At 61.8% G+C, this 26,291-nt stretch carries 16 protein-coding genes; 10 read left to right on the top strand and 6 right to left on the bottom strand.

What is annotated here, in order from left to right; all coding sequences use genetic code 11:
* Both N826_RS34140 and N826_RS34145 read left to right on the top strand, forming a co-directional pair.
* Positions 1 to 2,423 (top strand): DUF4214 domain-containing protein (locus tag N826_RS34140; protein WP_044436491.1); only part of this gene is annotated, 2,423 nt, incomplete at its 5' end.
* Positions 2,424 to 2,814: 391 nt separating this feature from the next.
* Positions 2,815 to 3,906 carry a hypothetical protein gene (locus N826_RS34145; RefSeq protein ID WP_147041323.1) on the top strand — a complete coding sequence of 364 codons (1,092 nt, stop codon included), beginning with the start codon at positions 2,815 to 2,817 and terminating at the stop codon, positions 3,904 to 3,906.
* 318 nt (positions 3,907 to 4,224) lie between these two features.
* On the opposite strand, the gene N826_RS46100 is transcribed toward N826_RS34145, so the two are convergent.
* The 5 genes from N826_RS46100 to N826_RS34155 form a co-directional block, all read right to left on the bottom strand.
* Positions 4,225 to 4,404, bottom strand: coding sequence for a zinc ribbon domain-containing protein (locus N826_RS46100; RefSeq protein ID WP_084721427.1), 180 nt, complete (start codon positions 4,402 to 4,404; stop codon positions 4,225 to 4,227).
* A 43-nt stretch (positions 4,405 to 4,447) separates the two neighbouring features.
* Positions 4,448 to 4,768 (bottom strand): zinc ribbon domain-containing protein, encoded by a 321-nt coding sequence (locus tag N826_RS46105; protein ID WP_084721424.1) that lies wholly within the window; start codon positions 4,766 to 4,768, stop codon positions 4,448 to 4,450.
* A 96-nt stretch (positions 4,769 to 4,864) separates the two neighbouring features.
* The gene (locus N826_RS46110; RefSeq protein WP_084721425.1) at positions 4,865 to 4,993 is read right to left on the bottom strand and encodes a transposase; all 129 of its coding nucleotides are present in this window, start codon (positions 4,991 to 4,993) and stop codon (positions 4,865 to 4,867) included.
* 59 nt (positions 4,994 to 5,052) lie between these two features.
* Positions 5,053 to 5,916 carry an IS5 family transposase gene (locus N826_RS34150; protein ID WP_211099459.1) on the bottom strand — a complete coding sequence of 288 codons (864 nt, stop codon included), beginning with the start codon at positions 5,914 to 5,916 and terminating at the stop codon, positions 5,053 to 5,055.
* A 119-nt stretch (positions 5,917 to 6,035) separates the two neighbouring features.
* Positions 6,036 to 6,662 carry an RNA-guided endonuclease InsQ/TnpB family protein gene (locus tag N826_RS34155; protein WP_084721426.1) on the bottom strand — a complete coding sequence of 209 codons (627 nt, stop codon included), beginning with the start codon at positions 6,660 to 6,662 and terminating at the stop codon, positions 6,036 to 6,038.
* A 119-nt stretch (positions 6,663 to 6,781) separates the two neighbouring features.
* Here N826_RS34155 and N826_RS34160 point away from each other — a divergent pair, with 119 nt between their 5' ends.
* From N826_RS34160 to N826_RS34190, 6 genes are all read left to right on the top strand, one after another.
* The gene (locus N826_RS34160) at positions 6,782 to 8,350 is read left to right on the top strand and encodes a hypothetical protein (protein ID WP_044436495.1); all 1,569 of its coding nucleotides are present in this window, start codon (positions 6,782 to 6,784) and stop codon (positions 8,348 to 8,350) included.
* A gap of 387 nt (positions 8,351 to 8,737) precedes the next feature.
* On the top strand, positions 8,738 to 17,230 hold the full coding sequence (locus tag N826_RS40895) for a peroxidase family protein (RefSeq protein ID WP_052832575.1): 8,493 nt from the start codon (positions 8,738 to 8,740) through the stop codon (positions 17,228 to 17,230).
* 575 nt (positions 17,231 to 17,805) lie between these two features.
* A complete protein-coding gene (locus tag N826_RS34175; protein WP_044436496.1) occupies positions 17,806 to 18,252 on the top strand; it encodes a helix-turn-helix domain-containing protein in 447 nt (148 codons plus the stop codon).
* A 16-nt stretch (positions 18,253 to 18,268) separates the two neighbouring features.
* A complete protein-coding gene (locus N826_RS34180; RefSeq protein WP_211099460.1) occupies positions 18,269 to 18,997 on the top strand; it encodes a transposase in 729 nt (242 codons plus the stop codon).
* Between the two features lie 181 nt (positions 18,998 to 19,178).
* On the top strand, positions 19,179 to 19,787 hold the full coding sequence (locus N826_RS34185) for a Uma2 family endonuclease (protein ID WP_052832579.1): 609 nt from the start codon (positions 19,179 to 19,181) through the stop codon (positions 19,785 to 19,787).
* Between the two features lie 816 nt (positions 19,788 to 20,603).
* Positions 20,604 to 21,617: a replication protein RepA gene (locus N826_RS34190; RefSeq protein ID WP_044436498.1), complete on the top strand. Its 1,014-nt coding sequence runs from the start codon at positions 20,604 to 20,606 to the stop codon at positions 21,615 to 21,617.
* Between the two features lie 277 nt (positions 21,618 to 21,894).
* Here the strand turns inward: N826_RS34190 and N826_RS34195 are convergent, their stop codons facing one another.
* Positions 21,895 to 23,064 carry an RNA-guided endonuclease InsQ/TnpB family protein gene (locus N826_RS34195; protein ID WP_044436500.1) on the bottom strand — a complete coding sequence of 390 codons (1,170 nt, stop codon included), beginning with the start codon at positions 23,062 to 23,064 and terminating at the stop codon, positions 21,895 to 21,897.
* Positions 23,065 to 23,333: 269 nt separating this feature from the next.
* Between N826_RS34195 and N826_RS40900 the strand changes: the two genes are divergently transcribed.
* Together N826_RS40900 and N826_RS43725 are read left to right on the top strand one after the other, a co-directional pair.
* Entirely contained in the window at positions 23,334 to 24,155 is an 822-nt protein-coding gene (locus tag N826_RS40900) for a helix-turn-helix domain-containing protein (RefSeq protein WP_052832581.1), read from the top strand.
* A complete protein-coding gene (locus N826_RS43725) occupies positions 24,121 to 25,977 on the top strand; it encodes a hypothetical protein (protein WP_147041290.1) in 1,857 nt (618 codons plus the stop codon). Before N826_RS40900 ends, N826_RS43725 begins: the two co-directional genes overlap by 35 nt.
* Positions 25,978 to 26,291 lie beyond the last annotated feature (314 nt).

Raw genomic sequence — 26,291 nt, forward strand, 5'->3', positions numbered from 1 at the left:
TCAAGTCGGCACCCGACTACGAGAAACCTGCCGACAGCGGCGGCGACAATGTTTATGACCTGACCGTCACCGCCACCGGGGCCAACGGCCAGGACACCCAGGACATTGCCATCACGGTCACCAACGTGCTCGAGGGCGCGGCACCGACCATCACCTCGGGAGAGCTGACCCGTGACAGCACGCCGGCCATAACCGGCACCGCCACCGTGGGCTCCGTCGTCACCATTGCGGTCGCGGGGGCGACCTACGCCGTCACCGCCATCGACGGCACCTGGACCCTCGAGCTGGGAGCCGCAGTGCCGCTTGCCGGAACCCTGGCGCTCAATCCAAACGGCGCCAACACCGTTTCGGTGAACGCCGCCGATACTGGCATCGCTCCTGTTATCCGGACGCTGACCATCGACACCATTGCCCCGACCGTAGCGATCACCTCGGGAGTTCGGACCAGCGACAGCACTCCGGTCATCACCGGCACCGCCGAGGCCGGCGCCACCGTCTCGATTGCGGTCGCAGGGGCGACCTACTCCGTCATGCCCGTCAACGGCAGCTGGAGTCTTGATTTGGGAACCGCCTCGGCGACCAGCGGTATCCTGGCGCTGAACGCCGGGGGCGCCAACAACGTCTCGGTGAGCGCCACCGACGCGGCCGGCAACATCGCTATCACCACTCAAACGCTGACCATCGATACCTTACCGCCCCCGGTCGTGACGCCCCCGGTTGTGACGCCTCCGGTCGTGATGCCCCCCGTCGTGACGCCCCCGGTCGTGACGCCCCCGATCGTGACGCCTCCGGTTACGACCACCATCGACGGCGTGCAGGTTCAAACAGCAACTGTCAGGAACACCGACGGTTCAGTGTCTCAGAGCGTAACCATCCCGGTCATTACCGCCGGTCGTCAGGAGCAGGCCGGTGACAATACGGTGGCCGACATTCCGCTGGTCCATTCCGCCGCAGGGACCAGCCTTCTGGCAGCACAGGTGCCAACCGGCCTGGGACTCCAGGTCACCGGCTCGACCGTACCGAAAGCGCCCGATGCCTCGCTCACCGACCTGATCCGGGAAATCAGGGCACACACCGAGCCTGGCTCGGCCGACCAGACAGCACTGACGGAGGTTGGCTCGGACTTCCTGGTCAGCCTGCCGGCCAACACGCCGGTGCTGGTGCAGACGATCGTTCTGACAGCAGCTCCAGGCAGCGACGCTCCGGCCCAGCCATTGGTCATCAGTGGTGCGCCGGCCGCGCCCGGAAATCTCCATACCGCGCTGGTCGTTGACGCCCGCGCGCTGCCGCCAGGATCGGAGATCCAGCTGCAGAACGTCGACTTTGCGAGCATCATCGGAGCGGTCAAGGTAACGGGCGGTAATGGTTCCCAGGTCGCCTGGGGCGACGGCTCCAGCCAGACCATTATTCTGGGCGCCGATGACGACGTGCTTCACGGCGGTGCCGGCAATGACATTGTGGGCAGCGCCGGCGGCAACGACCGGATCTTCGGCGATGAGGGCAATGACACCGTCTTCGGCGGCGCAGGCAATGACTTCATCGACGGCGGCACAGGCCGCGATACCCTGGTGCTGACCGGCGCGGTGCGCGGCGACTACACGGTACGGATCGAGAACGGCAGGACCGTGTTCAGCCATCGCGACGGCGGAGCGGACGGCACAGACACCGTGGCCGGCGTCGAGACGGTTCGGTTCTCCGGTCATGATTTCAGCTCGGAGACGGCGGTCGACCGCCTCTATGAAGCGCTGCTGAACCGCACCCCCGACACCGCGGGCAAAGCCCACTGGATGGAGGCGATCGGACAGGGCATGTCGATGCGGGATGTCGCCAGCCAGATCCTGGAGTCAGCGGAGGCCACCAGTCTCCACGGCTCCCTGACTGAGGGACAATTTACCGACATGCTCTATCGCACCGTTCTTCACCGGGCAGGAGACGGCAGCGGCAAAACCGGTTGGGAGGACTTCCTGAAGGGCGGCGGTGCCAGGACCGACATGGTCCTCGCATTCGTCAACTCCGACGAGAAGATGGCATCAGAAGGAACCCTGGTCGATTTCAACACGAGCGAGGTTGCCACCCTTGTTCGCCTTTACGGAACAATGCTCGGCCGCCTGCCGGACGAGGCCGGCATCAACTCCTTCATCTCGCACCATGAAGCGGGCCTCTCGCTTGCCGACATCGCTGACGTCTTCGTCGGCTCGGGTGAGGCGCGTCAGCTCCACGGCGACATGACCGACGAGCAGTATGTCGATATGCTCTACCGCGAGGGTCTTGGCCGCGAGGCGGACGAAGGGGGCCGGGCCGGCTGGTTGAATGGTCTCGGGAGCGGAGCGCTTGACCGCGGCGATATCCTGCTGAGCATCGCCGACTCAGCGGAAATGATGAAACTGGTGGGCGTTATCGACACCTCGATCGCGATAGCGTGATACCCGGTACGGCCCTGGCGGGAGAGCTCTCCTGCCTTGCGTCGATCTTGTGAAAAACCCGTCCCCGCACCCTGGGAACGGTCGGGCAAGGCACCGGGTGCGGGTCTTCCACCCCCGGTGCCGCCATCGAGCAAAATACCACCCCTGTCAAATCAGGTAATATGCCCGCTCTTCATGCGCCTAGACCTAATGCATAGAAAACATCAAGCCACGTATCACTGTAAGACAATGCAAACCCTAAAGTGTCAGTCTCCGTCACTCAGTATCAAGTTCAAGCATCAGGGAGATTATCAGGTTATCAATCATCATCTCCTATTCTGAACTTCCCAATTCCGCACCCTTCGCCACCAGAATTTAATTTACGCAAAGCAGCATCTAGGAGTTATGCATCTTGCGCGATCTAAGAAATGTAATGCTTGCGACTAGCGTCGCCCTGTCTGCGGCTCTTCTGTCGACGACGGTCCTGATGCCGTCCAGCACCGCCTTTGCCCAAGCGCAACCCGCTCCGCAGCCTGTTGAGATCGAGGGCGAGATACAGGGTTTCAGGACGCTCAATGTCGGCACTCCCCTGGAAGTCAAGCAGCTGAAGGTTATGGGTGTGTGGGTCAATATCCTGCCGCCGACCTCCATTTCGCTGGGCACATCGATCACGAGTGTTTCCGGTGACCTCACAATTGCGGATCTGATGAGCATCAAACCCATCCCGGGTTTCGACAAGGGTCCGGGCTTCATCGGCGGAACGGGGATCGTTACCGGGACGAGCGATCAGTTCGGCAATGTCATGGCCGAAACTATATTCGCCGACACTGCTGAAAACGTTCTGCTCGGAACCGTTCGGAACAACATCGGCACCGGCGACAACACGACCTTCGATATTGAAGGCAGTCCTGTCGTCCTTCTGCCAAGCAGCGCCACGGGTGACAGCTATCCTCCCATGCCCAAGAATGCCAACGGCACGCACCCGCTGTTCGACGCGCGCTACAAGGGCAAGCCGCTGATGAACGCCTATGGGTTTGCAATCAAGCCCTCGACGATTCCCGTGGGCACCTTTATCGCTGCCGAGGGCTATCTGAGCAAGTCGCTGGGGAAGTTTCTGGCTTTCAGCATCGAAGCTGACGCCGGGGAACTGGTTAACAAGGACAGCCCTGCCATCAGCATCCAGAGAGCGCAATGCCGGGAGCGGGACGCGAACACGATCGACCTCGAGGTGCGCGGCAGCATCTACAACCCGACCGTGACGCCGCCGACCGCCGGGGCGACAGGTGCGGTCGGCATCTTCAAGCCCGCGACCACTAAAGGTGCTGCAAACACCAACTACGGAACGGAGCAGGCCGTTGCCGACGTGGACCAATTCGGTATCTATGATTTCGATGCGCGGATCGCCACGACCCAGGGCTGTCCTCTCAAGGTCCGCGCTCAGTACGCCGTCAACGGCAGGACCTACATGGCCCCAATGACCGACGTCGAAATTCGGATAGACTGATGCGATAGAAGAAGCCGCTTCCGGGACGTGCCTGGAAGCGGCGCACTGCCGCCAACTACTGTCTGATTGGAAGACCGTTGATATTTTGGCCATGGCGAACAGGTTGCCGGTATTCGCCGGGTAGCAGCTTGTCGTATGGATCAGGAGAATACCACGAACGACTCCCGGCAAGCCTATGCGGCTCTGCCAGGAGTTTAACGCCTTCGGCGTTGTCTGAAGACCCGCGTTTCGGTTCACGCAGAAAGACATCTGCGCGCCCTTGACCGCCCAGCCTTTTCCGTGTGGTTTCCGTTGCCGTTTGGTGGGCGCCAAAAATTCTCAGACCCGACCGAGCATGTACCGGGAGCTGGCGGCATCGCGCTGTTCGCGATAACCGCTGCCCGTGCAGACATGAACCCGGTCGGATAATTCCTTTTTCGCACGCGCTCCGCACCTCGGACAGTGCTGGCTCGGCGCCGCGCGTTTCGTCTCCAGCTTGATGACTGACGTGCGACCCAGCTTCTTCCGCTACGATCGCAAGCCTCGGTGAACACTTTCCTCCCTAACGGGACGAGCTTCCAGCTTCATTGGGACGTGCGGATCGAGAAGCGAGCTTCTTTCTCCGACTGATCGTCCCTCGACTGGCAGCAGCGGTCGTTCCAACCGCCAACAGGCGCAAACCTTCGTCGCGGATATCCCTTGCGGCATTGAAGTCCCGGTTATGGGAAGCGCCGCAATGCGAGCAGGTCCACTGCCGGACATCCAGACCCATCGTGTCGCGGACGTGTCCGCAGGCGGAGCATGCCTTGCTGGACGGGAACCAGCGGTCCGTCCTGACAAACGCTTTCCCCTCGCGCCCGCACTTGTATTCGATGAAGCGGATGAGCGTGCCCTATCCGGCGTCGGAGATGGCCTTGGCCGGAGTGGGGTTCTTCACCATGCTTTTGACATGCAGGTCTTCGACGATGACGACTTGGTTCTAATCGACAAGGCGCCGGGACAGCTTGTGCAGGTGGTCGCGTCGAGCGTCGGTGGCACGCTGATGGACGCGGGAGACAAGGCGGCGTGCCTTGGCCCGGCGGTTGGAGCCTTTCACTGCGCGCGCCAGCTTAACGCTGCTTGCGCTTCAAGTTGCGCTCCACCTCCCTGAGAAGCTGTTCGTAGACGTCAGGCACTGACCTCCTCGATCACCAAGCGCTTCAGGTGCCTGGCGAGGATGGAAACGAAGGCGATCTCGACGAAAGCGACGAGATGCTCCTTCGTCCGCTCGAAGATCGTGTTCAACCGCCGGTAATTGGCAACCCAGGCAAAGGAGCGCTCCACCACCCAGCAGATCCCGGCTGGGAGGAACTTGCCATCACAGCCGCGAGCGACGGGCTCGACGGTGATACCGAGCTTCCGGCCGGCTTTGGCCAAACGCTTGCCCCGGTAGCCGAGGTCGCCCAGTGCCGATCCCCGGAAACCTTTGCCGGAGAGTTCGCGGAGCACCGGGATGATCCCTTTCGTATCATGCACGTTGGCTGGCGAGACGTCGATCGCCAGCGGGATGCCGTACTTGTCGACACCCAGGTGAACCTTGACGCCGTTGATCTTCTTGCCTCCATCGAAGCCACGGCCAAAGCAGCTTGGGGCCGACCTGCAGGATCGGCTGTCGATCACGACAGCACTTGGCTCGGCCTTGTCGCCGCAGGCCAGCCGCCAGGTCCGGCGCAGCCGGTCGAGCAGGCGGCGCCAGACGCCGAGCCGGGTCCAGCGGGCGAACAGGGTGAACAGCGTGTTGAACGGGATGTCCGACAGCTGGCCGATCGCGCGCCACTGCATGCCGCAGAAGCACAGGCACCAGATCGCCATGATCGCCTTGCGCAGTGCTGCTCCAGCCAGCGCCGGCTTCGGTCCGGAACGCGTCGGCTTCGCGCCGTCCGCCTCCATCGCTGCGAGTTCCACCAGAACCTCGTCCACGAAGGCGTCCACGTCGGCGAAGACATCCCAGGATGCCGGAGAAGTCTTTGCGGTTCTGACGGCGGTACCCATATGCTGCTAATCCGGCGACTGTTGATGACGGCCCCGGACATAGCCCTTCAACCTCCCATGCGTCAGCACTCTTTCAGCTCAAAGTAGCATCCCGCTCAGCACAGGGTGGCACGCCCTATCTACGAACAGATTCTGATATGGCGGGGGTTAGTAAACTTCGATCCGTCACTGGTCACCGCCAGATCGACCAGGCCTACGTCGATCCCGAGAGTCTTGCCCGCCGTGCTGACGGACGGCATCGGCAGTCCGGTGTCGGTCAGGATGGCCGCATGGAACTGACCGCAGGCATTACGGCTGATCGTCACCGTCTTGAACTTGCCGACAATACCGCGGTGAACGATGCCCTTCACCCAGCCAACCTTTGGCAGGTAAATGTGGTTGCCCTCCAGCTTGGCTCGCTGGGGATACTGGATCGACCGGCGGCCGTGCTTGGACTTGAAGCGCGGATACCGGACGCGCCGGGCAAAGAAACCATCGAAGGCCAGGGCCAGGTTCTGAAGCGACTGCTGAAGAACCTGGCTGTCCGCCTCCTTCAGCCACTCGAACTCCTGCTTCAGCCCGGGCAGGCGAACAGCCAGGGCATGGTAGCTCAAGCTTTTGCCGGCTTCCCGGCAGGTTTGCTGCGTCAAGGCAAGAGCATTGTTGAACCCCCAGCGCGCGCACCCGAACTGAACAGCAAGCTTCTGCTGCTGGTCCGGTGTCGGGTAGAGCCCGATGCGGGTTGTCTCCAACATAGTGTTAGACATAGCGCGGCCTGTGGCCGCAACCAAAGGCGGCTACCCCGTTGCGGCCCGGATTTGACTTGCGGAGACAGGATCTCCAACCTGACGAGCAGGTGAACCACCGCGACGGCCTCAGGGTAGCCATGAACAGTTTCCTCGAACTGCACGGCCTGTCAATCTCTGGAACGATCAACACATTTGACCGGGTGATCTTCAAGGGACACCTCAACGGCTTCTTTCCCGATGGGGCGTTCGGCCGCTACCTGTCACGGCGGGGGATTTTGCTGAAGGACGCCGGGCGGTTCTTCGAGGCCGAGACGCAGCGGATCCGGGATCATGTCGTATCGCTCGCAGCGGCGGCAGGGCGGCCGGTCGAGTACCTGGCGGGATCCAGCACGCATCGTTCGGGCATGTCGAAAGAAGCTCGAGCGCGGGCGATTGCCGAGCGCGATGGGGTGACGGAAGGGCTGGTCTGCGTACTGTCGGTAGTCGAGCCCTGCCGCTCGTTCGCGGTCGCGCCCAACCGGCAGACCCGGCGCCTGGAGGTGGTCCGCCGACCGCGCAAGTGCCTGCACTATTACCTGTATCTGATCAATCCCGAATTCGGCTGGATGCACCTGCGCCTGCAGACCTGGGCACCCTTCGAGATCCAGATCTACGTCAACGGTCGGGAGTGGCTGGCGCGGCAGATGGATCAGGCCGGCATCCGGTATCGGCGCAGTGACAACAAGATCACGCAGGTCGATGACTTCGGGCCGATCACGGCGCTGTGCGAGCGGTTCGCCCACACCGACTGGCCGCCGGTCCTGGAGCGCCAGGCAACCTTGGTCAATCCGCTGCTACCCGACATCGAACGCGCCGGCTTCCCCGGCTACTGGTGGGTCATCGATCAATGCGAGTACGCCAGCGATGTCCTGTTCACCGACCGTGCCGCCCTGGAGGCGATCCAGGGCGATCTGGTAACCGCTGCGGTCACTGCGCTGGGCGCCAGCGACGTTCTGCACTTCCTGGGGCGCAAGCCGCACCCGGCATTTGCCGGCGAGGTTACGATTGACAGCAAGAAACGTGCGCAAGGCTGCCGGGTGCGCTTCCGCCTCAAGGCCAACGCGGTTAAGTTCTACGATCATGCCAACGTGTTCCGGGTCGAGACGACCATCAACAATCCGCGGGAATTTAAGGTGCTCCGCTCGCCGGAAGACGCGACGGACCGGCCGCCGCGGTGGTGTCCAATGACCAAGGGCGTCGCCAACTTCTGGCGCTACGCCGAGGTGGCCCATGCCGCCAACGGTCGTCTCCTGAATACGCTGGCCCGCGTGCACCTCACGGGCGAGGCCACCCCTGAACTTGACGCGCTGTGCCGGCCCGGCACGGCAACAGGCCCCCGTGTCGCTGCCTTCAACCCGATCCATCCGGACACCGCCAACCTCTTCGCCGCGGTGCTGTCCGGCGACTTCACCATCAACGGGTTCCGCAACCGGGACCTCCAGGGAAAACTCTATCCTGCCGCGGCCAAGGATGCCGCGGAAACCAAGCGGCGAACCCATCGTACCTCACGCCTGATTGCCAAGCTCCGCGGCCATGGCCTCATTACCCGAGTCAAGAACAGTCGGCTTTATCGCCTCACCGCCCGTGGTCTCAAGGCCATGTGGCCTGCCGTTCGCTTCCGTCGTATCGACTTTCCCAGCACCTTCCGGGAGGCTCAAGCCGCATAGAGACTTCCGCGCTCATGTCAATTCCTGGGGAGGAATTACATAGCAGGGCGCTGTCTAACGATCAACGCCGCGCCATAAAGTCCCTTCCCCGTTGGCGGATATCTGGCACCAAAATGGGTAGCAATTTTTGCCGCCATTTGGGTGGCGCATAAACCAAAAACTATCCAACCGATTGGACTGATCATACCCCTATCAATTTGTGTAATCTGTGTCAAAGCTGGTTTAAAGTTTTTTTTATGAAGAGTTTTTGAGAATTTTAGCTAAGAACCTTCTTCTGGTCTGAGCTTATTATTACCTCAAGAATTCTCACGCGCATTACTGGCTTTACTTAAATAAAAAAGCTCATGCGTGAATAATCATCAAATTTTTATGATGGATGCTAAATAAATGGTCAACCTCGTCAAACACGACCTTCTGTTCATCCTGGACCAAATCAAAATTGCCGAGAAACATGCGGGCGGCACGCCGCTGACAGAGCTGGTCGAAAGCCCGCTTCTGCCTTATGGCCTGCGCACGGTCGACGGCAGCTACAACAACTTGGTTGCGGGGCGCGAGGAGTGGGGCGCTGCCGACAACCCGTTCCCGCGCATCACAGATCCCTATTATCGGAACGAGACGGACGATAGCATCACGTTCGGTGCTGGCTCACCAGGCCAAGTTGTCTTTACGGATGGCAACTATGCCGAGATGGGCACGCCCCCTTCCCAATCGATGGGTCTTGGTGGCGGCACGGTCGTTGACGCTGACCCCCGCATCATTTCCAACCTCATCGTCGACCAGACCTTGGACAATCCAGCGGCTATCTACGCGGCCCTGCTCTATTCCGGGGTGACGGGCGCTGGGTTGATGGCGGGTGTAACCGAGATCAGGGCGGCCAAGGTTGCACTCGATAAGGCCCTCACCAATGCGGAGACCGCAACGGCACAGAGCGCGACCCTTCAGCAAGCGTTGACGAGCATCCAAACAGTATCGACTGCGGCTCAGACGGCCCTTAGCGCCGCACAGGCGCAGGCAACAAGCATGCAGGCAGCCTATCAGGCAGCGGACGCGGCTGTAACGCTCGCTCAGCAGGCGGCGACAGACGCTCAAGAGACCCTGAACAATCTCACCAAAACCGGCACCTCGGAGGAAATTCAAGCAGCGACCGACGCGCTGACCGCAGCCAACGCTGATCTGTCCGCAAAGCAGGCTCTGGCTGCAACGGCCCAGGGGAATCTGGATGCAGCCAACAGCGCCGTTACAAGCCTAACGGCCGCCGCGGCACTCACCGCAAGTGCTCTTGCAGCCGCGATTGAAGCCAACACCAATGCGCAAACGGCTCTCACCGCCGCTGAGGCGGAAGTGGTTCTCAAGCTGCAGGCGGTTACGGATGCGGATACGGCTGTCACGCTCGCTCAGGAGGCGGTAACAAAAGCTGAAGAGATCCTGGACATTAGTAAGAAATCCGGCACTGAGGAGGAAATTCAAGAAGCGACCAACGCGCTGACCGCAGCCAACGCTGATCTGTCCGCAAAGCAGGCTCTGGCTGCAACGGCCCAGGGGAATCTGGATGTAGCCAACACCGCCGTTACAAGCCTGACGGCCGCCGCGGCACTCACCGCAAGTACTCTTGCGGCCGCGATTGAAGCCAACACCAATGCGCAGACGGCTCTCACCGCCGCTGAAGCGGATGTGGTTCTCAAACTGCAAGCGGATACGGATGCGGATGCGGCTGTCACTGTCGCTCAGCAAACAGTTGATACCGCCAAGACAGCACTTGATGATGTCAGCCCCGGCACTCCGGAGGAAATCGCGGCGGCCAATGCAGAGCTTACTGCGGCTAAGACTGACTTGATCGCAAAGCTGGACTTTGCCGAGACAGCGCAGAAGTCTCTGAATACGGCCAATGCCACCGTCGCGACGTTGACGGCCAAGGCCGATGAAGCGGCTGATGATGTAGCTGCCGCCGCCGAAGCTCTCGCTGCGGCCCAAGACGCCAGCACGAATGCCAACAAGGCCGTCATCAACGCCAAGGGCGCGTTGGGCGATGTTCTGGTCGAACACGGCGTCGAGACCGAAGGCAGCAGCGTGGTGATCCCCAACGTGTCGCCCGACGAAGGCCTTTCCGCTCCGTACAACGGCTGGTTCACCCTCTTCGGTCAGTTCTTCGATCACGGCCTCGACCTGGTGCAGAAAGGCAATAACGGCACGATCTACATTCCGCTGCAGCCGGACGATCCGTTATTCAACCCGGCAACGCCGCACACCAATTTTATGGCGCTCACGCGCGCACCGACCAATGCGATCAACCTGACGACCCCGTGGGTCGACCAGAACCAGACCTACACATCCAGCGCCTCGCACCAGATGTTCCTGCGGGAGTACAAGTTCTCCGTCGATACCAATAAGGACGGAACTGCGGACGCGCGTCCCCTGGCGACCGGAAAGCTGCTCGAGGGCGACCGCGGTCTCGCCACCTGGGCCGATGTTAAAGAGCAGGCCAGGACAATCCTCGGTATCAACCTGACGGATGCCGATGTCACCAACGTCCCGCTGTTCGTCATGGACGAGTATGGCGAGTTCATCCGCGGCACCAACGGGCTGCCCCAGCTCGTGGTTTCGCTCGGAGCCGACAAAAAGTTCGGCGGCGGTGACGACGTCTTCCTCGAGGGCAATCTTGCAGCTCCGATTTCGACGGCTGGCGCGGTCCGCACGAATCATGCCTTCCTGGACGATATTGCCCATGCGGCGGTTCCTGTCGTTTCAGGTGGCCTACTCCGGGCGGACACCGACACTGCGGTGGGCTACAAGAATGCCGACGGTACCTCCGGCCCCGTTACCAGCCGGGGCACGCAGACGGCTTACGACAATGAAATGCTCGACGCGCACTACATCACCGGCGATGGGCGCGGCAACGAGAATATCGGTCTCTCGGCGGTCCACCACATCTTCCATTCCGAGCACAACCACACCGTCGAGCAGGTGAAGACGCGGGCTCTCGAGTCGGGCGATCTTGCCTTCCTCAACGAGTGGCTGCTCAATGATGTGACCACTTTTCCGACCACGTCGGAGGCAATCAGCGCCCTTGATTGGGACGGCGAGCGTCTGTTCCAGGCGGCGCGCTTCACGACGGAGATGCAGTATCAGCACCTTGTGTTCGAGGAGTTCGCCCGCAAGATCCAGCCGGACGTTGACATCTTCGTTTTCAACCCCTCGGTCGACATCAACCCGGCGATCTTCGCGGAATTCGCTCATGTTGTTTACCGGTTCGGCCACTCCATGCTGCGGGAGCAGGTCGCCAGCACGAATGCCGACGGCAGCAATGGCAGCCTGAACCTGTTCGATGCCTTCCTGAACCCGCTGGCGTTCGGTTCCAGCACGATCGACCACGACGTGGCGGCCGGCGCCATCGTTCGCGGCATGACCAGCCAGGTCGGCAACGAGATCGACGAGTTCGTCACCGATGTGCTGCGTAACCAGCTGCTCGGCATCCCACTCGATCTGGCGGCCCTCAATATCGCTCGTGGTCGCGACACCGGCATTCCGTCGCTCAACGAGGCGCGGCGGCAGTTCAAGGAGGCGGCGAATGGCGACTCGCAGCTCGATGCCTACACGAGCTGGACCGACTTCGCGCTCAACCTGAAAAATCCCGCCTCCATCGTGAACTTCATCGCGGCTTACGGCACCCACGGTACGATCACTCAGGCGGCGACGACTGAGGCCAAGCGCGATGCCGCCTGGAAGATCGTGTTCGGCGGTGAGGGGGCTCCGACCGACCGGCAGGACTTCCTTAACGCGACCGGGATTTATGCCGGTGGAAAGCTTGGCGGCCTTGAGGACATCGACCTCTGGGTTGGCGGCATGGCCGAGAAAAAGATGGCCTTCGGCGGCATGCTGGGCTCGACCTTCTCGTTCATCTTCGAGCTCCAGCTCGAGAACCTTCAGAATGCGGACCGGTTCTACTATCTGTCCCGCGTTCAGGGTCTCAACCTGCTCAATGAGCTGGAGAACAACTCCTTCGCCAAGATGGTTCTGAACAACACCGATCTGGGCGAAACGGGTTATGCTCTTCCCGGCGACATCTTCTCGGTGCCGGACCATGTCCTGTACATGGACCGGGCCATGGGAACGAAGTTCGGCTATGCCGATCCTGTGCAGGAAGACGCGTGGCTTCAGGCGGTCTCCCCCATGATCGAGCGCAGGGACGCCAACGGCGACGGAATCGACGAATACATCCGCGTCAACACGAACGACCACGTTCTCATCCAGGGCACCAACGGCAACGATACGATCATCGCTGGCGGTGGCGATGACTCGGTGTGGGGACGGGACGGCAATGATCGCATCGAGGCCGGCTATGGCGTCGACAAGATCCATGGCGGCAAGGGCGACGACATCATCACCAATTCCGGCACGGATATTGGCGAGGTCGACATGTTCCACGGTGAGGAGGGCAACGACGTCATCCACGCCGGCTCGGGCCTGGCACTGGTCTTCGGCAACGAAGGCAGCGACTTCATCATCACCGGACCGGACGGAAAGGAAGCCTTCGGCGGCACTGGGAATGACTTCATTCTCGGTGGCGAGGGCAGCGACTTCCTGCTCGGCAACGAGGGCGACGACTGGATCGAGGCCGGCAACGGTTTTGACACCACGGCAGGCGACAACTCGGAGCTGATGTTCAACTCGTCCATCATCGGCCACGACGTCATGTTCGCCGGCCAGAACGAACACGATTTCGACGCCGAATCCGGTGACGACATCATGGTTCAGGGCGAAAGCGTCATGCGCAGCGAGGGCATGTGGGGCTTCGACTGGGCGATCCACAAAGGGAACACGGAAGAAGCGGATTCGGACCTCACTAAGCCGATCTTCACAACAGACGCGGCGGACATCCTCCGCGATCGTTTCGATGCCGTGGAGGCCCTTTCCGGCTGGGATAAGAACGACCTTTTGAAGGGCGACAACCGGGGTGAGCCCGATCCCAACGCAGAGCCGGAGGTCGGAGAGAACCCCAATCTCGCCGCGGCCGAAAATACGATGGTCAAGCACGAACTGAGCCAGGCCGGCGTCGACCGGATTACGGGACTGCGCGAGTTGTTGGGCACCTGGGCCTCGGCTCCCGGGACCGGTGACCGTGAAGGTCAGATTGCCTTCGATGATGGTAATATCCTCCTCGGCGGCGGCGGCAGCGACATGATCGAGGGACGGGGAGGCAACGATCTCATCGACGGCGACCGCTGGCTCAACGTCCGTATCGGCATCGAGCACAAAGGCGTCACCTACAGCGCCGACAGCATGGCGGGCCAGGTCTACCTTCAGAGCGATGTTGTGCAGGGAGTGGTCAAGCCCGGTGCCGACGCGCAGTTTGGCGGCAAGACCCTCAACGCGCTGATGCTTGACAGAGACCTCAATCCAGGCCAGCTCTCGATCGTTCGCGAGATCGTCCGGGACAATGGAATTGGGGATACCGACACGGCCGTTTACTGGGACGTGCGTGCCAACTACACCATCACCACTAGCTCCGACGGCGCAATCCTCGTCAGCCACACGGGCTTCGATCCGGCCAATGTCCCGGCCGGAGTCGATGCACGGGTCTCCGACGGGGTGGACAAGCTGCGGAACATCGAGCGCCTGAGCTTCGCCGACGGCGTCGTCAACCTGACCCCCCCAGACCTCAAGCTCAATGCCTTTGACCCGGGCGGGACAGTCGCCGACAACTTCAACAATCTCACTGCCCCCTACAGCAACAACTCCGGCACCAGGGCATGGGGCGGGAGCTGGGTCGAAACCGGCGATGACAACAACGCGACGGCTGCCACCGGTCAGATCCGGATTACAGCCGGGACACTCCAGTTCGATCAAGGTGACGGCGCCAGTATTCAGCGCAGCGTCAATCTTGCCGATGGCGTCTCGGCACGCCTGAGCTACTCGGCTAATCCCGACCAGCTCGACGCTGGCGAAGCCGTGAGAGTGTTCTTCTCCGCGGATGGGGTCACCTTCACGCTGCTGGACACCATCACGGGCAATGGCGCTACGGTAAACCGCACCTTCGACCTGACCGGCCCGTTCACCGCCAATGCCGCTATCCGCTTCGAAGCTACGGCCATCAGCCTCGCCAACGAGTTCGTGACCATCGACAATCTCGCACTTGACGTGACGGTGCCGGCAGCTTCGCCGTCGGTGGATTACGAGACGACCTACACGGAAGACGGAGCCGCGGTTACGATCGCGTCCCTGCCGAGCATCGTAGACGACTCAGCTCAGATGGCCTCGGCCAGGATCGTCGTGACCAATACTCAGCCAGGAGACGACCTCGATATCGGTAGTCTGACCGGAACCGGGATCACTGCCAACATCGCCTTGGTGGGAGGCCAAATCGTCCTGACCCTGACCGGTGAGGCGTCCCTGAGTGTGTATCAGCGAGTGATCCAGTCGATCACCTTTGACAACACGTCCCAGAACCCGAGCACGGTAGATCGGATCATCGAAGTCACGGTGAACGACGGCCTCATGGACAGTAACGTAGCGACCACCACGGTCAACGTGATTGCGGTCAACGATGCCCCAAGCCCTGGGGCTGACAGGATCGTGACGAACTTCGTCAATAACCAGGCGTTCACACTGCCGGACTGGGTGTTCCTCAACAACGACAGCGATGTGGACAGCACTCCGCTTGTGATCTCAGGTGTCAGCGCGGCGACCAATCTGACGGTCACCCGCTCCGATGGATCGATCACTATCACGGACATCGGACTCACGAACGGCGGCTCGTTCACCTATACCGTGGGCGATGGTCAGACGACCAGGACCGGAAATGTCAATGTCGTGCGGGATCCGACTGCTCCGATCAGCGGCGGAAACGGCAGCGACATCCTGGTCGGAAACGACGCAAACAGCGCCTTGGAAGGTGGTCTCGGCGACGATCTGATTTTCGCCGGGGGCGGCAACGACACTGTCAACTGGGGCGCAAGATCCTTCGGCGGCATCTTCGATATATCGAATGACGGCCGTGACTTCGTTGACGGTGGCGCTGGTACGGACGACCGGTTCATAGTGAATGGCAGCGGCACTGCGGAAGCCTTTGTGGTGTATTCTCGGACAGCGGCTGCCGCCTCGGGCATCAATGGTCTGAAGACCGACACGGAGATCGTCATCACCCGCAACGGTTCTGTGATCGCGGAACTCGATAACATCGAGGAAATCACGATCAACACCGGGGCAGGGAACGACACCGTTACGGCCGTGGGAGACTTCAATCCGACGAGCCTGAACTTCAACACCATCACGATTAACAGCGACGAAGGCGATAACACGGTTGACATCACGTCGCTGCAGTCGGCGCACCGGATCCTGTTCCGCTCCAACGGTGGCAACGACACCATTATCGGCACTCTGCGCCCGCAGGACGTGATCGAGCTTCCGGCAGGCGTGGCCCCGACGGACTATGAGATCACGACCGACGAGAGCGGCGTGACCACGATGTCCGGGGGCAGCCACAGCATCCGCTTCACCTGCGAAAACGGACTGCCGCAGTTCGGATTGGGTGACGGCACTGGAACTCCGGGCACTGACACCGGAACGCCGGGCACTGGCACCGGAACGCCGGGCACTGGCACCGGAACGCCGGGTACTGGCACTGGAACTCCGGGCACTGGCACCGGAACGCCGGGCACTGACACCGGAACGCCGGGTACTGGCACCGGAACTCCGGGTACTGGCACCGGAACTCCGGGCACTGGCACCGAAACGCCGGGCACTGGCACCGAAACGCCGGGTACTGGCACCGGAACGCCGGGCACTGGCACCGGAACTCCGGGTACTGGAACGCCAGGTACCGGAACTCCGGGTACTGGAACGCCAGGCACTGGAACTCCGGGTACTGGAACGCCGGGCACTGGGACGCCGGGTACTGATACGCCAGTTGCGAGTGTGATATCCGGCACTGCAGGCAACGATGTCATCACCGGCACCGCCAAAAACGATGTTATCTTCGGCGGTAAAGGTAACGACGTCATCGACGGCGGCAGTGGCACCGACACGGTGCTGCTGGTCGGCCGGGATCTTGCCGACTACTCGATCCGCTTCGAGAATGGCAATGCGGTCTTCAGCCACAAGAATGGTGGTTCGGACGGCGTCGACACCATCGCGAATGTGGAGATGATCCGCTTCACCGGTCCTGACCTGCGAGCGGACGCAACACTGGAGCGGCTGTATGACACGATCCTGAATCGTGGTGCCGACCCGGCCGGCAAGAGCGAGTGGCTGAAGGCTCATGCGAACGGCATGTCAATGCACGACATGGCGGAGGCCCTGATCGGCTCCGCCGAGGCTGGTTTGCTCCATGGCGACATGAGCAACGAGGCATATGTCGGTATGCTCTACCAGAGCGCCCTGAACCGCCCTGCCGACCAGGGAGGTCTGCTTGGCTGGACCAGTGCACTGGACAGCGGCTCGATGGATCGTGCCGACGTGCTACTGAGCTTTGCCAACTCGGCCGAAAAGCTGTCTTCAACCGTGATCGAGTTCGACTTCAACCAGAGTGAGGCGGCGACGCTGGTCCGCTTGTATGACACAGTGTTCGAGCGCAGCCCCGATCAGGGGGGCATCAATCACTGGCTGACGGCGAACGAGAACGGCATGTCGATGCATGACATCGCTCTCGGTTTCATCGGCTCCACGGAAGCTCAGCTGTTCAGGGGTGACATGAGCGACGAGAAGTATGTCGACATGCTCTACCAGAGCGCCCTTGGCCGGAGCGCTGAAACGGCTGAGCAGACCCACTGGGTCAACCATCTGCAGAACGGCGGCGACCGGGCCGATGCACTGCTGAGCTTCGCCAACTCGGCAGAAAAGATGGCTCTGATGGGTATCGTGAGCACTTCCATCGACACACTCTGAGCAACTCTGACAGTAAAATTCCCGTGGCCGCAGCAGCATTGCTGCGGCCACGGATTGTCCGGTCACGAACTTTGATAAGATCAACGTCCTCCCGTTCCGGGCACGGCAGTGCCCTATAACGGCGAGGACGTTTTTTATGTCCGTTGATCCTGCCGGTCCGTGGAGAGATCGGTATCCGGCTCCCGGCGGCCTGTGTAGTGGAACGATCGCCATCCACCGGGAACGGGTGAGCGGGCATGGACAGGCAAGCAAGATCCTAGGGTCGGCTTAAGCCCACTCGGCCGCTTCTGACGGTTTACGGGATCGAAGAACAGCAACCTCAACAAAAAACCATGCCAAATCAATAAGGTGTAGAAGAATATACTTTCTTAACGCTCCTTTCCTCAGCGTCGGGATCGCTGCCATGGCGCTACAAGCACGAGCAGTCTTGATGCGGAGTTGCTAGTTCAGGCCGTCTGAAATGAACAACCCACCTTGTCACAGCTTTCGGTAGCGTCCTGGGGCTTTCGGCGGGTGTTGTTAAGCTTGGTTCCAGGGGTGCTATGATGACCGATTGCGGTGCTGCGGAGGGAGCCATGGCGCGATCTGCTGAACCCATCGTATTGAGCAAGGTCGAGCGTGATGAGTTGGATCGTCTGGTCCGGGCTCATTCGACGCCGCAGCAGGTGGCGCTGCGCGCCCGGATCGTTCTGCTGGCAGCCGAGGGGATCGGCAACCGGGAGAGTGCCCGCCGGCTGGGGGTCACGGTTCAGACAGTCCGGTGCTGGCGACGGCGCTGGGACAGCGAGCCCGATCTGGCGTTGGCTGACCGGCTGGCTGATGCGCCGCGTCCGGGGACGCCGCCGACATTCACCGCGGAACAGATCTGCGCCATCGTAGCCCTGGCCTGCGAACCGCCGGACGCCAGCGAGGTGCCGATCACGCACTGGAGCCAAAGTGCGCTGGCCCGCGAAGCGATCAAGCGGGGCCTGGTCGAGACGATCTCCCACGGCTCGATCGGGCGTTTTTTAAAGGGAGGCTGATCTCCAGCCCCATCGCGTGCGTGCCTGGCTAACGCCGGCACCCGACCCGGCCTTCGACACCAAGTGCGCCGACATCTGCGCGATCTACCACGCCGCCGAAACAGCGGCGATGGCCGGGGTGCGCACCGTCTCGCTCGACGAGATGACCGGCATTCAGGCGCTGGAACGCAGTGCGCCGGGCTTGCCCCTGCGTCCGGGCGCCGTTGAACGGCGGGAGTTCGAGTATATCCGTCACGGCACCCAGACCCTGATCGCCGGGTTCGACGTGGCGACCGGGCAGGTGTTCGGTCAGATCGGCGACCATCGGTGCGAGACCGACTTTGCGGCCTTCCTGGAAGGAATGCTCGATGGTGCCGCTCCGGACGTTCAGTGGGAGATCGTGGCGGACAATCTGAACATCCACCTGTCCGAGAGCGTGGTCCGGATTGTCGCCCGCCGCTGCGGCGTCACACAGGACTTGGGGCAGAAACACAAGCGTGGCATTCTGAAGTCGCGCGCCAGCCGGGAAGCCTTCCTGCGCGATGCCGATCATCGCATCCGCTTCCATTTCACACCAAAGCATGCCTCCTGGCTCAACCAGATCGAACTCTGGTTCTCCATCCTTGCCCGCAAGGTTCTGCGCCGCGGATCCTTCACATCGGCCCAGGACCTCAAGGACAGGATCAACAGCTTCATCGCCTACTTCAATGAAACCCTCGCAAAGCCATTCCAGTGGACCATGAGGGGAAAACCTCTGACAATCTGATCCTCAGCCGATGGGTGATGGATTTCCAGCGGGATGAACTAGGGTGAGACCGTGAACCACATTCCGGAAAACGACCCCGCCGGCACACAGGATCATTGCACCATGTCGATGGTGGGAAGCACCATGTCGATGGTGGGAAACTTCTACCTCATATATTATTAATGAAGACAGGAGGTGGGGCATGGGTCTAGCGCAGCGGGTGACGACACCGATGACGGTGGATGAGTTCCGCTCCTGGGCTGCCAGGCAGCCAGGGCGGTGGGAACTCGTCGACGGCCAGCCGCGAGCCATGTCGCCCGCCAGCAGCACCCACGGCTTCATCCAGGCGCGCGCCGCCTACCTGGTCGAGCGCCACATCGAGTTATCCGGCAACCCCTGTCGGTCTGCCACCGAGCCGCCGGTCATTCCCGCAGCGTACAAACGGCACAACGCCCGGGCGCCGGACCTTGGGGTCACGTGCGCGCCGCCCTCCGACGATTGGGAACTGATGCGGCCGGTATTTCTCCTGGAAATCCTGTCACCGACAAATGAGCAGGATACCCGGGACAACGTGTGGGCCTACATGACCATTCCCAGCGTGCAGCAGATCCTGCTTGTGGATTCCACGGCTGTTCGCGGGGAGATGCTGCGCCGGGGCGATGACGGCACCTGGCCCGAGGAGCCGGTATTCCTCGGCCCTGACGATGCCATCTCCATCGACGCCATCGGCTTCTCGTGCCCGCTGCGCGAACTCTACGCGAGAACCCACCTGGTGGAGCCATCAACGGAATCGGGGATCAGGCAACCGTAGCCGCGCCGGACCTGGTCAGTTTCCCTGGCCGGCAGGTGTGTCGAGGTGATGCAAGGCTTCTCGCAGCAGGATTGAGGTAATTGGCTGCGGACATGTCGGTACCGCCGCTGCCAAACCCAGATCCCATTCCCAGGTGATCTGAAAAAGCTGGTGTTTCAGCTTCGGGTTCGGGCGTGGGGCCGACCAAGCGCTTGGGAGTTGCATGACAGGCTGAAGGCCGGGAGCTGACAACTCGATCAGACGATCCTTGAAGCGGCCGCCGCCGGGGAGGCAACTCCGGAATACCGTGCATCAGCACAGACTTGCCCACTCCTTCCACTCAAAAGGCGGAAGAACCCGGTCGGGCAGAGCAGGGCCAAGCGGCACCCATAAGCCATGCGGAAATTCACGGCAGTTCCGGAGCTCTCAGGATCCGGAAACGAGGAAATTCGCGGCCCCTAACTGCCTTACCATCCGGCCATGATATCCTTAACAGCCTGAAATCCGGCATTTTCAGCTCACGATGATAATCTTTTCGCGCTGCCGGCTTATACAAACGGGGTGCGAATCGGGGCCGGATTCGTTTAGGGGCCGCTTTCTTCCCGTCTTAGGGGCCGCTTTCTTCCCGATTGGGGCCGCTCTCTTCCGGCGTTAGGGGCCGCTCTCTTCCCGATTGGGGCCGCTCTCTTCCGGCGTTAGGGGCCGCTCTCTTCCCGATTGGACGCGATTGACGGCGATTTTGACTGGAATCCGACATTAGGGGCCGCTCTCTTCCGCTTTTTAATCTTACGCGAGCCGGCTGACCTGTGTTCGATAGGGGGGCGTCAGGAGGGATTTATGACCAGCGACTTGCTCAGCTATGGAAACCTATCCATTCCCGAACCGGGATCGGCGGCTTCTGCCACATCGGAGTTGTCTTTCTCGCTGGCCGCTTTCTGCCTGATGGGGCTCCCGCTCTACAAGCCGACGAACCCGACCCAGAACTTCGTGCGCCGGTCTCCCGGTAAATACGCCCTCACCATCCGCCCGTTCGAGATTACGCTGGATGATGGGACCGAGCTGCGGGTTCCGATTCCCTTCGGCGTGATGCCCCGTTACGCGATCTTCTGGATCATGACCCAGGTGGCGCGGACCCGGCAGCGTGAGATTCCGCTGGGTGTCATCAAGGAGTGGAGCCAGGAGATCGGGCTGAAGGGAAGGGCGGACCAACTCCTTTATCTGAAGGACCAGCTCGTGCGGCTGGCCTTTGTGGACTTCAACCTTCAGCTTGTCGAGGGTGAGGGTGAGGATGACCGGATCACCCGGCGCACGCTGATCGACGAGGCCGTGTTCAGCAAGGGAGACCTCCAGAACTACGCCAACGGCCGCATCGACAAGATGCGCTGGCCGAAGTCGCTGATGGTGAGCGAGTGGTTCTATCAGGCCATCTGCGACTACGTTGACCGCAACAACATCGTTCCCATCGCCACAGTCGGCCTGCGCAAGCTGACGCGCACGCCCATGGCGATCGACTTCTTCGCGTTCCTGTCCCTGTATCTGCCCAGGCTGAAGGAAGGCGAGCAGAGAATCGTGGCTTGGGAAACCATTATCAGCCACTTCGGGCAGAATCAGACGCCCGCGCGCTTTCTCAAGGATTACCGCTCGTCCATCGAGCGGGCCATTGAGGCCTATCCGGCAGCCAATGTCACGGTCGATCCCAAACAGGGCCTGATCCTGCGACACACCGATCCAGCTCCCATGGAGGAGCTGATACTCGCCCCGGTCGCCGCCGCGCGGGCCGTCAAACGCGACCGCTACCGGGTAAAGCCGCGCGGCATCCGGACAAACGCGGTGCAGAGGACACTGCTGTAGATGTGGCCAAAGGATCAAGACCGTGATGTGACCTGACTTCAAAACACTTTCGGCTCCACCCTTGCTAGAGGGAGGAGCCGAAGCGCGACGGCCGGAGCCGCCTTAGGTCAGAACTGGATACCTCTGACATTAAGGCAGTTTCAGGATCCCGGCAAGTGGGAAACGGAGATGTTCCCACTGATGGGAGAGCTTTGCCGTCGCACCCGGACAACAACCTGACGAAGGATCGACTGCGTGAACGCTCCGCCGCCTGAAGGCGGGCGGCTTCTGAAGCAAGCTATGCCGCAACCGGCTGGCTTGACGCTCCAGGGCCCGCTCCTGGCCCCTTTAACCACGGGAATGCCCGATGCTTGATGACCTTGGCCGCGTGAACGTCGCGATCCTCAACCGTCCCGCAACCGGGACAGTCCTGGATGCGGTTGTTCAGCTCTCGGATCGGGCTTTCGCCCGGCCGATACTTCGGCGTCACCATTCCGCAGCAGTCGCATTCCTGGGAAGTCCCGCGCGGGTCGACCTTCGCGACCAGACCACCAGCATTTGCGGCTTTGTAGTCGGTGAACGAGATCAACTGGCCCCACGCGGCATTGAGTACGGACTTGGCGAGCATCCCGCTCGCGAGCCCGGTGATGTTCAGGTCCTCGAAGGCGATATGAGAGTAGAGGTTGACCAGGGTGCGGGACAGCTTGTGGGCGAAGTCCCGCCGCTGGTTGGCCGTCCTGGCACTATGCCGGGCAAGCCTCATCTTCGCCTTGAGTCTGCCCTTGCTGCCCCGCCTGCAGCGGCCAAGGGCACGCTGGAGACGGCGCTGTTTCGTGGATGCCATTCTGACCCACTGCGGTGTCGGCACGGCGTCGCCGTCCGAGGTGGCGATCAGGCTGGTCAGGCCGACATCGATGCCGCCCGCTGCCCTGACCGGGTCGGGTCCATGAGCATCGGGGGTTTCGACAAAGAAGCAGATATGCCACTTGCCGCAGGATCGGGAGAGCACGGCGGCTGCGGCCCCTGCCGGAAGGTCGCGGTGCCATCGGACCTTGATCTCGCCGGGAATGCCGACGATGCCGAACTTCCTGGATTTGCGGATCGTCAGTCCATCGCCGACCCGAAAGTCGGCACTGTCGAACATGCTTTTGGCTCGAAAGCGGGGGAAACCGCCCTTGCCCGTCCTGACCCTGCCGAAGAACGCCCTGAACGCCTTGTCGAGGCGGCGGACAACCTGCTGTTCGGCCGAGTAGCTGTAGCTCGCCAGCCGCTCGTCAATCAGCCGGACGGCCTTCAACTCGCTGGCCTGATCGATGTAGCTGAGCGTCCTGCCCTGCCGCCGATACGCCTCGATCCGCTGTTGGAGGCAGGCGTTGTAGAGATCGCAGAAGCTCCCGAGCATATCTGTCAGAGCGACCGCCTGGGTGCTGTTCGGGAAGAGGCGGTATTTGTAGGTGAGGACAGGCATCAGCAGCGCCCTGCTATCAGAGACACTCTTTCCATCTCTGCTTCAAGGAGACGACGCCGAACCTCGTCCTGTCTCCCGCCCGTCTTTGTGGCGACCATCCTTACCAGTTGCAAGGAGTCTGGTGTGATCCTGGATGTGACAAGGGGTTCTGCCATAAGGGTAAGTGCACACCCGCCGAGGCGCGACGTCAAGCAGGAGTGCTTCTTTGCCGCCGGGCCACCGGCTTTCCTCCGCCGCCTGAAGGCGGCCGTCCCCAGCCGGAGGATCTGATGGACTCCGCTTCCAGGCAAAGGGTGGGGCTTGTGCCCGCCCGGTACCTAGATAACCCCGAGGTAGGCGCCCTCGAGCTGGCTATCCTCTTCATTCTGTGCGCCCACGCCAACCGTCTGGGGGTGTGCTGGCCGTCCCAGGCCACCATCGCCGCCAAGGCCAAGCTGGACCGCGGCACCGTCAACCGGATCCTGGCAAAACTCGGTGCCCTGGGGCTGGTTGAAAAGGGTCGTCATCCCAACCCCAGGATCCGCGCCTGCACCTACCGGCTGGTCGGGCACGATGCGCTGATGGGGGATTTCCTGGACGGCCTCGACAATGCCGCCGAGGAAGCAGCCGCCGCGATCCCTGTTGTCGTCAACGACACAGAACACTTTGAACAAGATTCTCTCTCTCTGAAGCGCGCAGGCGCGCTGGGGGGGGAAGCGATCTGCGAGAAGCAGGAGGATGGCTCGGAAACCGTGCCGATGCTTGATGAGACCTGGGTCCCCGACCGCGCCGACATGGTTTTTGCCCAGGTCCACCGGGCCGATCTGGAACAGTCGGATTTGCTGCTGATCGTTCAGAAGTTCACGCTTCACTACCGCGGCAGACGGATTGCCGATCCCTCCGCCCTGTTCCGCCGCTGGCTGCTCACCGAGAGGAAAAATCATGCCCGCACCAACAAGCCGAATGACCGTCGTCCCGCGTCTCATCACAGCGACACCCGACGGGCAGGGCGCCGAGATGGTGCGGCTCCCTCATGTTCCGGCCAGACCCGCTTTGACGCCTGGGCTCGAGCGGCGCTTGCGCGCCGAGAGCATTTCGCTCACGTCGGCTGAGCCCACCGACGACAAGGCGGCGGCCCGGTATCGCTCGGATTTCCTGGGGAGTGTTGAGAAGCCCTGGCGACCCAGTCCGCTCCCGGTCTCCGAAATTCCCGCTGCCCAGCAGGCGCTGGCCGCCTTCGACGCGTACCTGCGCCCGCAGGATTGGGAGGACAACGGCCGCGCCATGCGGGCGATCGCCGCTCTGCTGTCCTACTACCGCCAGCCTGACCGGGCGCCAGACCTGGAGGCCAGTGTCGCCGAGCAGTGGGGGGAGGATGTGGAGGATTATCCGCTATGGGCGGTTCAGGAGGCATGCAGGATCTGGCGCCGCGAACCTGACAACCGCCGAGGCCCCCATCCGGGCGAATTCAGGGCGATATGCGAAGCCCTGGTCAGCAAGGCCCGCCAGCAGCGGGACCGTCTTCGGCGCTGCCTGGAGATGCCGCCCCTGCTGTCGGCGCCGATCCCCCTGACAGCCGAGGAGCGGACTGCCCTCGAAGAGCTCCGTAGATCCGAGCGCATGGCTGAGCTCGCCCGCTTCGAAGAGATAAAGGCCAATCTTCTGGCGGAAGGCAAATGGCCTGGCAGGACTGCAGGCCCGGCACCGACTTGTGACACCACGCCGACCGATGACGCAAAGAACATCCACTGTCCCTCTGCCCTCACGCCGGCCGCATGCCGTATTTCCGGATCCGGCGAGGAGGCGTTTTCTCCCGGGATGCCCAATCCTGCCTGTCCCGAATCAGTCGGCGTTCCTGCATCGCCGGAGCAGCCGGCCGCCACCCAGGCCGAAGGAACGGCCAGTGGTCCCTGGACGTCGGACAGAACACCTGAAGTCACATTCTGCGGGGATGGCGGGATTGCAGAGCCGTCGGATCAGGCTTGCCTGACGCACCAGGGCTGGCTTGGCAAGCCGCCGCTTTCCAGGCAGCAGAGTCTTTACACCACGCAGACTTATGAGAAGAAACCGCTCAAGCAGCATTTTGAATTTGCTGACACTCGCCGGATGCGCGGGGATCTGCATTCCCCATTCTCGGCGCGTCTCTTCGGAGATGACGAGATTGACACGGGCTTGGCCTGGAAGGTCTGGCCGGCGGGCGATCTCCTGCCGCGTCAAGTAACATCAGGCGCCCTGCTTCCTGATTGGGTGAAGGAGCGCGGCGTTTCGGTTGCCGGTTCACCGCCTCCTGTGAAGCGACCAGAATCACGGTGGTCCTTCCGAGCATTATTACCGGGTCACCCGCCGATGGTCTGGCCCAGACCCGGGCTGCCAATATGCATTCGAGGCTGGCCGTTGCGCTCCAGCCTCAGTCGAAGGTGCCGTAGATGGAACCTGTCCAGTCCCGGTCGGAAAGCGGAAGCTCCGCCATCAGAATCTCCGGCTGAAGATTGCTTCCTTCAGGCATCAGCGGAAAACCGGCCATCCAAAGGGTGCGCCCCGATATTCCGGACTTTCGTCGACGGCGTCGGCAAGGGCAGGGCTGGCTTTGACCGCTTTCGGCCCGGAAGCATGTTCGGCAGTGCCGATTTCCGAATTGGCGACGGGCTGACGATTCGCAGGAGCAGGCGTCTTGACTTTGTTGGTATCCCCGGGCGGGATCAAGATGAAGTGGAATCGCGACCTCCTTGCAGAGACCAGGCTCGGATTGGCTGTCCCGCTGAGGTCGTGCGGCAGAGGGTGCGTCTGTTTTCATGCCGGAACACCGGATATGCCCGGGGTCGCTCTGGTTGGCGCAGGGCGGCCGGCAAACCGAATCTCCAGCATCTTCACCTGGAACAGGAATTGGGACAGATAACTCGCCACCTGGGACGGCGAATCCGTGTCGGCGCCTAAGTGCCTCCAGGAAGCAACGTCGTCTTCAGCATGCTGTCGATGGGTGACCTGATGTAAAGTTCCGGGAGTACAGCTGCTGCGCACTGATGACGCCCAGGTATCGGCCAGGTGAAAGCCCGGTCCGAGGGCTGAGCGACCGCATTCATGACGACTCCGGGTGCAGCCGCCCTGAAAAGCGCGACGTTCACGCCACCAGGGTCACTCTTTATCAGGCATTGATGTGGGGGGAGGGTCTTGGAAGATGGACCCTAAAGCGTCAAGCCAGCTGCCAATGCAGCATCACCTGCTTTAGAAGACGGCGCTATCAGGCAACG

This window comes from Skermanella aerolata KACC 11604 (assembly GCF_000936425.1).
Lineage (GTDB): Bacteria > Pseudomonadota > Alphaproteobacteria > Azospirillales > Azospirillaceae > Skermanella > Skermanella aerolata.

Coding starts and splice junctions, on each gene's coding strand:
- N826_RS34175 (WP_044436496.1), top strand. CDS start 17,806: ATGGCGCGATCTGCTGAACCCATCGTATTGAGCAAGGTCGAGCGTGAT.
- N826_RS40900 (WP_052832581.1), top strand. CDS start 23,334: ATGGACTCCGCTTCCAGGCAAAGGGTGGGGCTTGTGCCCGCCCGGTAC.
- N826_RS40895 (WP_052832575.1), top strand. CDS start 8,738: ATGGTCAACCTCGTCAAACACGACCTTCTGTTCATCCTGGACCAAATC.
- N826_RS34155 (WP_084721426.1), bottom strand. CDS start 6,662: ATGTCTAACACTATGTTGGAGACAACCCGCATCGGGCTCTACCCGACA.
- N826_RS34150 (WP_211099459.1), bottom strand. CDS start 5,916: ATGGGTACCGCCGTCAGAACCGCAAAGACTTCTCCGGCATCCTGGGAT.
- N826_RS34185 (WP_052832579.1), top strand. CDS start 19,179: ATGGGTCTAGCGCAGCGGGTGACGACACCGATGACGGTGGATGAGTTC.
- N826_RS34195 (WP_044436500.1), bottom strand. CDS start 23,064: ATGCCTGTCCTCACCTACAAATACCGCCTCTTCCCGAACAGCACCCAG.
- N826_RS34190 (WP_044436498.1), top strand. CDS start 20,604: ATGACCAGCGACTTGCTCAGCTATGGAAACCTATCCATTCCCGAACCG.
- N826_RS34160 (WP_044436495.1), top strand. CDS start 6,782: ATGAACAGTTTCCTCGAACTGCACGGCCTGTCAATCTCTGGAACGATC.